Source organism: Planctomicrobium limosum (genome assembly GCF_051465645.1).
In the GTDB taxonomy this organism is placed as follows: Bacteria; Planctomycetota; Planctomycetia; order Planctomycetales; family Planctomycetaceae; genus Planctomicrobium.
The window spans coordinates 3,242,148-3,255,551 of sequence record NZ_CP195790.1; the positions used below are offsets into that span (position 1 = coordinate 3,242,148).

Below are 13,404 nucleotides of genomic sequence, written 5' to 3' on the forward strand. Positions count from 1 at the left end.
TTCGGTCTAGAAAACGAAGCTGGCCCGAAGCACTCCGCTCGGTGAAGGACGTCGCTTAAATCCGGAGTCGTACTCAAACTTTCGCTCGAAAACGACGCCCCCTTCCACGACCCAGCGAGCCGATTTCTTACATGTCTGTTCGATCCCGCCGATCAGCCGGAGATCTTTGTAAGTAAACATATCCTGCTGACCATTGGGTAGGTCAACCGCCCACGAGCTTCCACCAAGTTCACCAGCGATATACGTCCAGAGTTCTTGCGTTTCTGATTCCGAAACTCTCCACGCGACTTTCGGGCGAGGGAAACTGATCTCTGCTTTGAAATCATCGTGAGGACTGTAAATTAAACCGACCGCCGGCAGCGCGAGAATGTCTTCACGGCCAAGGTAGATGAACCCAACAATGAGCTTGGTCGACTCGGTCCATTGATAGAACCCCATTCCTCCCCCAGTGAGTCGAAACGCATCGGCACTGAGATTGTCTCCGTCAGTGAACACGCTAGGACTCAGGAACATCATCAAATTCCATCGGGGCCCCATCGGTGCAAAGACCGTAAAGTTCACGCCAGCATCAATCAAATTTTCAGGGACGTACCAAGGACGGTCGTAGTCGGTCACTGTCCAACCAAATCGGGGAGTGATCCGGATAAATGGAAGCTGCTTAAAGTTCCCAGTCAGTCGAAGGTCAAGCGTCGAGAGGAATAGACTTTCATTTCCGCCGCCGGGAACCACAGTCATAGTGGCAGTGCGATCGCTGAAAACAAAGCCTTTTTGATCGCCGGGAATACTGTCGATCTGCTTTCGAAGATGCCCCAGCGGACCACTAATCGATTTTTCCAACTGTTCTTCAGGCTCAATCGCCTGTGACGCCGAGGCTTCAAACGGATACTGCACCAGTTGCATCGTGCCAGCCGGTTCGCCTGCGTCATCCACAGTCTCTTCGAACCCAAATTGGGGACGCTGTGTGCTTTCATCAGTTGCTGCCGGCTTCGTGAACCAGGCAGGCTCAACCGTCTTCACAGGCCCCTGTTCGAAGACAGAATCCACTTGTGAGACCAGATGATCGTCCTGAGCAAATTCATTGCCATACAGCAATGCCCCGCTCGTCGAAGCGAGGCAGCAAAGCAGTGACAAAACTCGGGCCAAAAAAGACATTCTCTGGTCATCTATAAAAGAGGATTGAAATCAGGAGATCTGCTCAGACAGGAGATATGTCAGAAGATAAACCCCATTCTCAGGGCACCCGTGGATGAAAGTTTGCCAGATCCGAGTTCTTTGAACTGAAGTTCCCGGTCATACACATATCCGGCTTCAATAAATGCTGCCCGTTCACCAGTCACCATACGCTCATAGCCGAGCATCAGTTTCTGATCGCGATAGCTCACGACATCTTTCAGACCGTAAGCGTGTTCCATCGCCCAGGAACCTCCGCCAATGTAATCCTGAGCCAGGTAGAACCAGTGTTCGATATCGCCCGTTGTTTTGAAGCGATATCCAATTTTTGTTCGCGGAAAAAACAGCTCCATCCGCAGGTCATCATCAGGGTGACCTAGCACGACTCCCAGAATCGCGGCAGCAATGATGTCTTCCCGATCGAGATACATCGCCCCGACACCAAACGCGACAGATGGACTCCATCGATAAAATGCAGCGGCCATAAAAGGCAGCCGAAAGGCATCGCTGGAGACGTTGTAGAAGTCTGTGTACATCCCCGGTGAAATGCTTCCTTGAAGCTCCCAACGTTCCCCGATTGGCAGGATGATGGAGGTATCAACAGCGAAGTCATACAGCTCAGGTGAGATGTCCGTGAAGTTGAACGAATAGGGAGCAAGCTGAGTGAACGGCGCGCGGTCAACCAGATGCCAACTGAAACGTGGAGTGATCTTCAGACCGGGGTAGCGTGGGACTTCAAATGCATGTCGCAAGTCGAAGGACGACCAACTCACATTTTCCCGACTCGCAGGAATGAGGGTATAAGTCAGTGAAGTGATCCCATCGCGCCAAGGATCATAATCCAGCAGCAGGTCGTCACATCGGCCGGTTTCATCCGTCGAAACCGTGTCAGCAATTGACCTCGGCCCCAGCGGTGTCATCGCCGGATCGATACTCTGTGCGCCGGATTCCAGGTAAGGGTATTGAACCTGTTGAATCTCGGGTGTCTGTTCCGTCGTCGCAAGATTCGAAGCGAAGGGATCAATCGAAGAGAGATCGGCGTCGGCATCTTCAAAAAGGGCAGGTGAATTTGCCAGAACCGGTTCAGCGGCAACGATGACGCAACTTTCTCTTCCCCAAATCAAAGAAAAGAGAACTGCGAGAATCAAAGATGGTGCCCGAGCAGGCAATCTCATCGTAAATTCACTTGGTCGTTACTAAAGAACGAGATCGAGAAATGGACAAAGTCATTGAGAAACGCTCTCTACTTCAAGTTCATGGAACTGGTCAATTCTTTCCCTCCCCTGCAGGACCACAATTGAACACATGTGAAGCAACAATGAGTCCTGCCCCTGCAGATTCCGCCGGTACTGCACATTTGACCTCAGGGAAAGTTCGGTCCATCATCAGAGGACAGAACCCTGGTGAAAAGTCACCGCACTCCCCCTGAGTCGAACATTTCCGCCTGCCAGAGACCATCTGATCAATTGGCTCCCCAACGGTTGAATCGCCCTCCGATGAACGTCCAGCCCAATCCATCCTCGCCAAGCTCTGAACCACTTCGAATCGCTGTCATTGGCGGGGGAATCACCGGTCTCGCAGCAGCACATCGCCTGCTGGAATCCCGGGATCAGCTTCCTCTCAAAGTCACCCTATTTGAAGGTTCCGACCGCCTCGGCGGGGTTTTTGGAACAGAACAAATCGGCGATTACCTCGTGGAACGCGGCGCGGATTCCTTCATCACCAACAAACCGGGGGCCGTCCAACTCTGTCGACGACTCGGGATCGAAGACCGACTGATTCCGACAAATTCCCGGTACAGAAACTCTTTAATTCTCTCCAAAGGGAAGCCGGTCCCGACTCCAGACGGCTTTAACCTCGTCGCCCCAGGGCGGATCTGGCCGATCCTGACCTCCCCACTCCTAAGCTGGTCAGGAAAACTTCGCGTCCTGCTGGAACCATTCATCCCGGCTCGAAAAGACCCTGCGGACGAGTCCGTAGCCAGTTTCGTGAGCCGACGTCTTGGAAAACAGGCACTTGAACGCATCGTCCAACCGCTCGTTGGAGGGATCTACACGTCAGATCCCAACCTGTTGAGCTCTCAGGCAACACTCGCCAGATTTGTTTCCATGGAAAGGAATTACGGCAGCCTGTATCGGGGAATGCGAGCGACGAAGAGCCCATCGGCAGACAAAACTTCAGTCAGTGGAGCGCGCTACGGGCTGTTTGCAACGTTTCCAAACGGGATGCAGGAGCTTCTGGATGCACTCGAAGCCCGAATCATGAAGGACGGCGAAATCCGTAAATCCTGTCGTATTCAGGGACTACAAAAAACAGAATCCGGTTGGACTCTACGGACGGAACAGGGAGAAGAGAGGTTCGATGGAGTCGTCCTGTCGTTGTCAGCTCCCGGTGCTGCACAGATTCTCAAACCTGTCCACGACCAATGTGCGCAACTCATTCAACAGATTGACTGTGCGTCGAGTGCAATCGTGCTGACAGGGCACTCACTGGCGGACATCAAGCATCCGGTCGAATCGTTCGGGCTGGTCATTCCCCACGCTGAAAATCGCCGCATTCTGGCAACTTCCTTCCTGAGCAGAAAATTCGACGATCGTGCTCCAGAAGGAAAGGTCTGCATCCGGTCATTTGTCGGCGGAGCGATGCAACCGGAAGAATTCGCTCGCACCGACGAAGAAATCATTGCAACCGTCTTGTCGGAACTCGAAGAAATCCTTGGAGTTAAGGGAACACCGGACTTTGCAATTGTCGCTCGCTACCCAAAAGCGATGCCTCAGTTCCATGTCGGGCATCTCCAGAAAGCGGAAGCCATTCTGCAATCGGCCGCAGAAATACCTGGGTTCGCGCTGGCCGGGAACTATCTGGGAGGGGTCGGTGTCCCGGACTGCATCACCAGTGGCGAAACCGCTGCGGAGTACCTCATCAAACAGCTTTCGAAGCCAGCATAACCCTCACAGGCGGAGCCACCAAATTCCACTCTGATTTGTCAGGATCTTGTCGACAGCAAGTCGTCTCGGTCATCGCAATCGATGAGACAGGAATCCAGGAACGCATAGCTGGGGAATTCCCATCGGAAGTTCCTGACTCATCAGTGGATAGATCGTCTTTACGGAAATTGAGAGCTGGTCTCAAGGCTTGAATGTCCCGGTGGCATGTGTCATAACTTTCCCAGATGATCACGTCGGTTTCGTGAATTCCTCAGGGTGAATTTCGAGCGTCATTCAGAAAGACGCTTACCTGATCTCTGAGAAGTGCGGTGATGGCAGCAGATCCCGCTGATAACGTCAGAATCGAAGAGGTGAATCGCGAACGTTAATGCACTGCTGGTGTCAAAGAGTCGCGGTGTCGTTTCCTTTTGTGAATCACGAATAAGCAGTCAGGCTTCCCGTCATGCAATTTGCCATGCTCACCACAACCATGACGGGTTGGTTTGCCGAGCATCTCGGGGGATTGCCAGGTTGGGTCCCCAGCGTTCTCGCAGCGCTGATTCACACTGCCCTGGTTGGCGCGTTTTTCGGACTTCCGGCAGGTGTTTTCATCTGGGCAGAACGAAAAGTCTCTGGTCGCATTCAAGACCGCCTTGGTCCGACCAGAACAGGTGGCCGCTTCGGGTGGCTGCAATCTCTGGCCGATGGCTTGAAGTTGGTCCAGAAAGAGGATCTTGCTCCTCAGGCTGCAGATCACTTGCTCTTTCGACTCTCCCCGTACATTGTCGTTGTGGCCGCGTTCGCCGCGTTTATGCTGATTCCATTTAGTGATGGCTTTGTTGCGGTTGCAGCCGATGCAGGGCTGTTCATTGCACTGGCGATCCTCTCTCTCGAAGTTCTCGGGATTGTTCTGGCCGGTTACTCCAGCGGTTCAAAATGGTCACTTTTCGGGGGAATGCGTGAAGCAGCCCAGATGGTGAGTTATGAGATTCCACTGGGTCTGACTGTCGTGATCCCGGTGATGATCGCCGGCACAATGAACCTCAACGACATGGTCTCCGTTCAATCAGGGGGCTTCTGGAACTGGATCATTTTTTATAACCCCTTCGCGTTTCTGGCATTCTTCGTGTACTTCATCGTCACGCTCGCCAGCAACAAGCGTGCTCCATTCGACCTGGCAGAAGCTGAAAGCGAACTCGTCGGGGGATTCCATACGGAATACTCCGGGATGCGATGGTCGTTCTTCTTCCTTGCAGAATACGCAGGCATGTACTTCACCTGCATGCTCGGAGCGATCCTCTTTCTGGGCGGTTGGTGGACGGGATTACCGTTCATCGACAACGCATTGATTTCCGTGAGCAGCGAATCTGCAGCCTACGCTTACCTCACACGCGTGCTCGGGTTGGTCGTCCTGATGGTCAAATCCACAATCCTCGTTGTTGTTCAAATCTGGGTTCGTTGGACACTGCCACGACTTCGAATCGATCAGGTGATGTCGACCTGCCTGAAGTATCTTGTCCCGATCAGTTGTTTCCTGCTTCTGGGTTCGGCAGTCTGGCCACTGATACTTGCCATGACACTGCAACGAACGACACTGCTCTCCCCGATTGGTGAACGAGTTCCTCAATCAGTGAAACCGGCCGTCGTTGAACCTGCGACACCTGTCTCAGCAGCCAACACAGTGAGACAACGTCACTTGACCAATAGACAGACCGCCAGTTCGCCTACACTGAGTTCCTCTTTACCGGGTTCGTCTTCTCTGACGGCAATCGAGCAATCAGCATCGACAGGCAGCCAGACAGGAGGGGCGTACTAATGGAACAGATCCTGTTTGGACTGTATGCAGCGATCACCTGCGTTGCGGCATTGGCCGTAGTGCTGAGCCAGAACGTCGTGCGGATGGCGTTCTATCTGGTGGTCGCACTCGGAGCGACGGCCGGACTCTTCTTTCAGTTGAACGCCGACTTTGTTGGGGCGACTCAGCTGCTGATCTACGTTGGCGGAACCGTGGTGCTGCTGATCTTCGGAGTGATGTTGACCTCCAGTTCGCCATTTACCTCGTTGAAAAGCTCTCCTGCAGAAATGTTGCAGGGAGGCTTTCTGGCGTTTGCTCTCTTTGCCGTCTTCGCAGCCACACTGTTGAACGTTGACTGGAAGAAAGCGGAACGTTCGCTGGCCGTGTCAGGTCAATCCGGGATGAATGCCGGCTACAATCCCGGAGGCGAAGGGGAAACGACCCGACGAATTGGAATCGCACTCCTCGGCGCACGCTTCGATCGTGATTTCACTCCGGGCGCCAACCTGGAACCAAAGGATCGAACCGAACCACAAACGTTAAGCACTGGCTATTTGCTGGTGTTCGAAATTATTTCAATGCATTTACTCGTCGTATTGATTGGTGCTGCGTATCTCGCACGAGCCAAGCATCGACGACCAGTCACCAAGAAGGCCACAAGCCTGACTCAGGAGTCACTGTAACAATCACGGCTTTGAATGAAGTCACCAGATTTCAGAGCCAATTGTCACTGCCTGACAGTCTCTGTCGAAGCAGTTGTTTTGAAGAGGAATGTTCGTGGAACACGCCATCAGCCTGAATTCGTATCTCGCCGTCGGAGCGGTCCTGTTCGTCTGTGGACTGGCCTGTATGGTGACCAAGCGGAATGCCATCGGTGTGTTGATGGGCGTCGAACTGATGCTGAACGGGGCGAACGTCAACTTTGTTGCGTTCTCCCACTATGGACAACTGGGACTGGACGGCCAGATCATCGCATTGTTCGTCATTGTGCTGGCTGCAGCTGAAGCCGCTGTCGCACTCGCCATTGCACTGAACTTTTATAACAACCATCTCTCGATCGATGTTGATCGAGCGAATGAATTGAAAAATTGAACCGGGTTCCTGCTGACCACCAGATACGCGATTTCCTGACACTCCCCCGGATTCATTGATACCGAACTATGCCTGCGGATCTTCAACATACTGGCACAATCCTGATGTGGCTGCTGACCATTGCATGGTTACTGCCGCTGCTGGGGTTTGCCGTCGAAATCGCAGGTGGCTCCTGGTCACGACGCACCAGCAAGTTGCCTGGCTATTTCGGAGTCGGCTGCATCGCACTGGGATTCCTTCTCAGTCTGGCAGCCATCGGAGTCTGGACCGCTCAAACCAGTGGCGGCGGAGCAACAGAAGTTGCCTCTGCAGCTCCAGACGGGCGGGCTCATCACAATCAGAACGCTGCCCAAACCAATGACGCCAATGCCCATGGTACTGAGCACGGGCACACCGCATTCGGACTCAATGATCCGCTGGCGAGAGCGTTCAGCGGAACCTATTATCGAATCGCACGCTTCGGTGAATTCAACATCACACTCGATTGGTACATCGATGGGCTGACGCTGATCATGTTTGCCATGATCACGCTGATCGCTACATGCATTCACATCTTCTCGCTCGGGTACATGAGCGACGAATTGACGGAACATTACGAAGATCACTTCGCGCATCGTCGAGATGGAAAACATGTCTACCGACGCGGCCGTTTCCATCAGTTCTTTGCTTACTTGTCACTCTTCTGTTTCTCGATGCTGGGTCTGATCCTGGCTGGAAACATTTTTCAGGTCTTCATCTTCTGGGAACTGGTCGGGCTTTGCAGCTATCTGTTGATCGGCTTTTATGTCGAACGAAAGTCCGCAAGCACAGCCGCGAACAAAGCCTTCATCATGAACCGCATCGGGGACTTCGGGTTCCTGATCGGCTTAATGATTCTGTGGACATCGCTTGGAGCATTTCACTTCGCGGAAATCGATCCTGAAGACCAACGAGCGCCGGGGCTCTTCCAGCTTGTTCGCAATCAGGATGGGCAGTTTTCCGTCAGTGGAGCCGGCCCTGATCGTGTCATTGAGATCGCAACCAACCCAGGTGCGCCAGCTAAATCAATTCCGTATTGGCTACTGACAGCGGCCGGGTTAGGGATCTTCGCTGGATGTGTCGGAAAGAGTGCTCAGTTTCCACTCCAGACATGGTTACCGGATGCGATGGAAGGCCCGACACCAGTGTCGGCACTGGTTCACTCTGCAACCATGGTCGCGGCCGGTGTCTATCTCGTCGGACGCTTTTATCCATTGTTCACGCCGGAAGTCTTGCTCATCATCGCTTATGTCGGCTGCATCACGCTGTTCATCGGAGCCACGATTGCGTTGGTCGTCACGGACATCAAACGCGTTCTGGCCTACTCCACAATCAGCCAGCTGGGTTACATGATGCTGGCACTGGGAGTCGGCGGATGGATGGCCGGGCTGTTCCACCTGGTCACACACGCCTTTTTCAAATCGCTGATGTTCCTCGGGTCTGGAAGCGTGATTCATGGATGCCATCATGAGCAGGACATGCAGAAGATGGGGGGACTCTCCAGCAAGATGCCTGTCACCTGCTGGACAATGTTTGTCGGCGTGATCGCGATCTGCGGACTGGCAGTTCCATTGATCCCGCCATTGCCAATTTTCGGCCCAATCGCATTTTCAGGGTATCACTCGAAAGACTCGATTCTGGCAAGTGCGCTCGCTTTCGCTTCCCTGAATCCGATGCATTCACTGCTCTTCATTGTTCCATTGATCACAGCCGGCCTGACAGCGTTCTACATGTTCCGTATGTGGTTCATGACGTTCTTTGGTGAGCCCAGAGACGCCACGACCTTTAGCAACGCTCATGAATCCCCCCGAATCATGACATGGCCGTTGTATGTGCTCGCGTTCTTTACGATCACCGTCGGAATTGCAGGTGACGCAGGCCCGTTGGTGAAGATGCTTTACACGGCAGAACCAGCTCACATTGCTCAAGGCAATCATCCTGATGGAACTCCGTTGGTGTTCCCCGGCCGAAACGACACTCACGCACACCATGCTCAGGCTGGTGCCGCTGCATTAACTGTTGCTTTCGGGGGAACAATCCTCGCCTACCTGTTCTATGGAATCGGTCGCGTTGATGTTCGCAGCATCCAGCGTCAGTTCGCTTTCGTTCATCGATTCCTGACAAACAAATGGGAATTCGATGCACTCTATGATGTCATCTTCGTGAAACCAGTTCTGGTCATCGCCAACTGGTGCGTGTTGTTTGACAGACTTGTCCTCGATGCATTGCTACACCTGTTCTCACGATGGTTCATCGTTGCCTCTCACTGGGATCGCAAGTTTGATGAAGCCGTTGTCGACAGGGCCGTGAACATCGTGGGAGAATCGACCTATGCAACCGGTCGCATGATGAGATTGCTGCAGACCGGAAAGTTGCGGCATTACATTATGTCGATCGCGGTCAGCGTGGTTGTGCTGTTCATTATACTGTTTGTTTTTCTGCCGGGACGCTAGGCAAATCCGCCTGACTCCGGTTGACCTTGTTTATACGAATTCCTGAAGTTGCCTTCAGTTATGATCAATCCAGATCTGCTTTACTTCCTGACGATCTTTCTCCCGGCACTGGGGGCACTGGCCCTGCTGGCGTTTGATCGCAAGGCAGAAGAAGCCATGCGGAAAACGACGCTCGCAATCACTGTTGCGACGTTTGGTTTGTCACTGGGGCTGCTCAGCCAGTTCGACCCCTCCGTGGGAACGATGCAACTGGTCACAAAACACGCCTGGATTCCAACGTGGAATATTTACTTCCAGTTGGGAGTCGACGGAATCAGCCTGCCGCTGGTCCTGCTCACAAGTTTTGTGTTCGTGCTTGCCGCGCTCGCGTCATGGAGCGTGACGCACAAAGTCCGTGGCTATCTGATGCTGTTCCTGATTCTGGAAACCGGCGTACTGGGTGTCTTCCTCGCACTCGACTTCTTCCTGTTCTATGTGTTCTGGGAAGTCATGCTGCTGCCGATGTACTTCCTGATCGGCATCTGGGGAGGCCCTCGAAAAGAGTACGCCGCCATCAAATTCATTCTGTATACGCTGTTCGGCGGAGCACTCATGCTGATCGCTATGTTGATGTTTTACTTCAACAGTGCGAATTCAGAGATCTCAGGGTTCCGAAACGTCTTCGATCTGATGCAACTGGCTCAGATCGGTCAGGCCGGTCATTTCACACCTGTCGTTCAGATTGTCGCTTTCTGGCTGCTGTTTGTTGGCTTTGCCATCAAGCTCCCGGCGTTCCCATTTCACACATGGTTGCCTGACGCACACGTTGAAGCACCGACTCCGATCTCCATGATTCTGGCCGGTGTTCTGCTGAAAATGGGTGGATACGGAATCCTGCGAATCGCCATGCCACTCTGCCCGTTCGGTGCACAGTATGCCGCGTACGCGCTGGTCGCGATCGGCGTCTTCAGCATCATCTACGGGGCATTCGCTGCCATGGCTCAAACCGACTTCAAACGGTTGGTTGCCTACAGCTCCGTCAGTCACATGGGATACGTACTCGTCGGAGTCGCCGTCTGGAAGATTCAGGAATCAACCGGCACGACGATTCACCCCAGCCTGTGGAACATGGGGATCACCGGAGCCGTCTTCCAGATGCTTGCTCACGGGGTCACCTCCGCAGGGATGTTCTTCCTTGTCGGTGTGATCTATGACCGCGTTCATCATCGAGATCTGAATCAGTTTGGCGGACTGGTGAACGCCATGCCCGTCTTCAGCGGGATTTCGTTTGTCATCTTCTTCGCCGCTCTGGGTCTGCCGGGGTTATGCGGATTTATCGGCGAAGTGTTCGTTGTCTTAAGTGCCTGGAACTTCAGTCCATTACTGGCTGTCCTGGCCGCATTTGGCGTTGTGCTGACAGCATGCTATCTGCTCTGGACGATTCAACGAGTTTACCTTGGCAGTGAGTATTTTGGGCCACATGCCGAAGCATTGACCGACATGAATCCCAGAGAGAAAACGATTGGATTCACTCTGGCTGCATTCGCAATCATCCTTGGAGTCGCCCCTTATCACACAATGATTCACATCATTGAACCGACGGTCAGTCAACTGACAGAGGATCTGTCGGCAGGGTATTCCGCACTCCATGAAACCGAACAGGTCAGCCAGACCATCGAGCAATAGAATCGTCTTCAAACAGGTGCTGTTCTTCCCTGACCATTTGTGATTTCCGAATCGAATTCCATGTCCGTCCCAGAGATTTTAAACCAGTTGATTCGACATGATCTGCCGAGATCACTGGAGATTTTTGCGCCGGAACTCGTTCTCTGCGGAACAGTCATCGCATTGCTGCTGGCAAGGATGATCGGTGGGACTCGAAAACTGCCATTACATGCTGTCGCTCTGATCGGAGCGATGACCGTCTTCATTGGGGTCTTCACGCAGTTCATGTACCTGAAAGGGGCATCGTCAGAAGGCTTTGTTGAAGCTCTTTTCCATTCATGGAACATGTCTCCGACCGGAACCGGCACGCCGGGCCCTTACTTCACAGGGTTACTGACGCATGATCTGTTCGGGATCTTTCTGAGACTCGGGCTCAGTATGTTTCTGGTCCTGATCGTCGCCTTAACGATTCTCAGCGGAGTCCCGGATCAGGAAGACTCCCAAGATTTCTACACACTCATCTTCGGCGCAACACTCGGCATGATGCTCGCTGTGGGAGCGAACCATCTGTTGATGGTCTTTCTGGCGATCGAAATGATGAGTCTGCCGAGCTATATGATGATCGCATTCCAGAAGGGATTGCGTCAGTCGAGTGAAGGCGCTCTGAAGTACGTCATCTATGGGGCCGGGGCCGCGGCGGTCATGCTCTATGGAATCAGTCTGGTTGCCGGGTTGCTGGGAACAGCAGAACTCCCGCGATTTGCGTCTCAGGTTCTCCTCGTCCTCGATGGAACCGGGCTGAGTCAGAACAATGCGACAGCAGTCACGCTCCTACTGGGAATCCTGCTGATCATTGCAGGTCTTGCCTTCAAACTCGCATTGGTTCCGTTCCACTTCTGGTGCCCGGACGCCTTTGAAGGAGCACTTGCTGAAGTCGGCGCGTTCCTTTCTGTCGCGTCCAAAATTGCATCGTTTGGGCTTCTAATTCGGTTCGTTCTCGCCTTTCAGGGAGCAACACCTGTCCTGTTCGAAATCACTCTGGTCACCGGGATTGCACTCGGTGTCATCGGGATTGTCACCACGACATACGGGAACCTTGCGGCCTATGTTCAGTCGAACATAAAACGACTGCTCGCCTACTCTGCGATTGCTCAGGCGGGTTACACCGTCATGGCGGTCTCGGCACTTCTTGTGTTGATGAGTGCCCCGACAGGCAGCATCCCGGACGTTTCAGTGAAGGCCGGGCAGTGCCTTGAAAGCCTGTTGTATTATCTCGTCGTCTATCTCTTTATGAATCTGGCTGCGTTTGCCTGCGTGACCGTCATTCGCAACGAAATCTTCAGCGAACAGATTGAAGACTATCGCGGAATCTTCGGTGGCAATGCCACGATGAAATTTGTCTGCATCTGTCTGGTCCTGAGCTTCTTCAGTCTGATTGGCCTGCCACCACTCGCTGGGGCATTCGGCAAGTTCATGATTTTCAGCTCTGTCTACACGGCAGGGAGCGTTCACTGGTTCCTGTGGGTCGTCATGGCATTCGGTGTGCTGAACTCCGTCCTGAGCGTCTTCTATTACATTCGTGTTCTGAAAGTGATCTTCTTCTCGGAACCATTGCCGCAACACAAACGCCTGAAGGTTCCGGCCATCGTCGGAGTCTACATCGGAATGGTGACTCTGCCGGTCATCCTGCTGGGAGCGTCACCCATGATGTCCGACTTGAGTGCGACAGCACGTGCGGTCGCGTTATCACTGCTGCTGCCATAAGATGAATACTGGCTTTAATCGCGTTTGCAGCATGGCAACCGCGTCACTTCGTTAACAAGCTTAACCTGATGCCGACAACCACGACCAACCGACAGTTGAACGAACTTTTGGTGGATCTCCACCGGAGTCTGGTTCAATATGTCCTGGACGCCTGGCTCTGGTCGACCGAGGATGCAAAAGAACTGAAAGGGGTCGTTCTCTCGCTGGCAGAACGGCAGAGGCAAGATGCTGGAACGATTGCCATGCTGCTCATGAGTCGTCACTACGTCATTGACTTCGGTAACTATCCCACCGATTTCACACGCCTGAACTATGTCGCAATTGAGTTTCTCTACGAAAACCTTTGCGCTCATCAAAACATGATTGTTCAGTCGCTTGCAGAAGCACTCCCACAACTGAAGTCAGATCCAGCAGCACACGATCTGATCAACGACATTCTCAGTTCGCAAAAGGTTGGTCTTGAGCGTCTGCTCAACTCGCAGGAACACAACGGGACTGCTCTTCCCGCTTGGATGAAATAAGTCGACGTTCCGCAGAAAGC

General features: G+C 53.2%; 10 protein-coding genes. 8 read left to right on the plus strand and 2 right to left on the minus strand.

What is annotated here, in order from left to right:
* Positions 1-6: 6 nt before the first annotated feature.
* Positions 7-1,152, minus strand: a complete 1,146-nt coding sequence (locus SH527x_RS12155) for a DUF6268 family outer membrane beta-barrel protein (protein ID WP_437190949.1) — start codon at positions 1,150-1,152, stop codon at positions 7-9.
* 59 nt (positions 1,153-1,211) lie between these two features.
* On the minus strand, positions 1,212-2,345 hold the full coding sequence (locus SH527x_RS12160; RefSeq protein ID WP_437190950.1) for a DUF6268 family outer membrane beta-barrel protein: 1,134 nt from the start codon (positions 2,343-2,345) through the stop codon (positions 1,212-1,214).
* A gap of 321 nt (positions 2,346-2,666) precedes the next feature.
* Here SH527x_RS12160 and hemG point away from each other — a divergent pair, with 321 nt between their 5' ends.
* From hemG to SH527x_RS12200, 8 genes are all read left to right on the plus strand, one after another.
* Positions 2,667-4,118, plus strand: coding sequence for a protoporphyrinogen oxidase (hemG, locus tag SH527x_RS12165; RefSeq protein WP_437190951.1), 1,452 nt, complete (start codon positions 2,667-2,669; stop codon positions 4,116-4,118).
* Positions 4,119-4,560: 442 nt separating this feature from the next.
* On the plus strand, positions 4,561-5,913 hold the full coding sequence (gene nuoH, locus SH527x_RS12170) for an NADH-quinone oxidoreductase subunit NuoH (protein ID WP_437190952.1): 1,353 nt from the start codon (positions 4,561-4,563) through the stop codon (positions 5,911-5,913).
* A complete protein-coding gene (locus SH527x_RS12175) occupies positions 5,913-6,575 on the plus strand; it encodes an NADH-quinone oxidoreductase subunit J family protein (protein ID WP_437190953.1) in 663 nt (220 codons plus the stop codon). The genes nuoH and SH527x_RS12175 overlap by 1 nt, the downstream gene beginning before the upstream one ends.
* 94 nt (positions 6,576-6,669) lie before the next feature.
* Positions 6,670-6,984: an NADH-quinone oxidoreductase subunit NuoK gene (nuoK, locus tag SH527x_RS12180; RefSeq protein WP_437190954.1), complete on the plus strand. Its 315-nt coding sequence runs from the start codon at positions 6,670-6,672 to the stop codon at positions 6,982-6,984.
* 68 nt (positions 6,985-7,052) lie between these two features.
* Complete coding sequence (gene nuoL, locus SH527x_RS12185) at positions 7,053-9,455, plus strand: NADH-quinone oxidoreductase subunit L (RefSeq protein ID WP_437190955.1); 2,403 nt, start codon at positions 7,053-7,055, stop codon at positions 9,453-9,455.
* Between the two features lie 60 nt (positions 9,456-9,515).
* Positions 9,516-11,120, plus strand: coding sequence for a complex I subunit 4 family protein (locus tag SH527x_RS12190; protein ID WP_437190956.1), 1,605 nt, complete (start codon positions 9,516-9,518; stop codon positions 11,118-11,120).
* A 60-nt stretch (positions 11,121-11,180) separates the two neighbouring features.
* Positions 11,181-12,863: an NADH-quinone oxidoreductase subunit N gene (locus tag SH527x_RS12195; RefSeq protein ID WP_437190957.1), complete on the plus strand. Its 1,683-nt coding sequence runs from the start codon at positions 11,181-11,183 to the stop codon at positions 12,861-12,863.
* Between the two features lie 68 nt (positions 12,864-12,931).
* Positions 12,932-13,384, plus strand: coding sequence for a hypothetical protein (locus tag SH527x_RS12200; RefSeq protein WP_437190958.1), 453 nt, complete (start codon positions 12,932-12,934; stop codon positions 13,382-13,384).
* Positions 13,385-13,404: the final 20 nt, after the last annotated feature.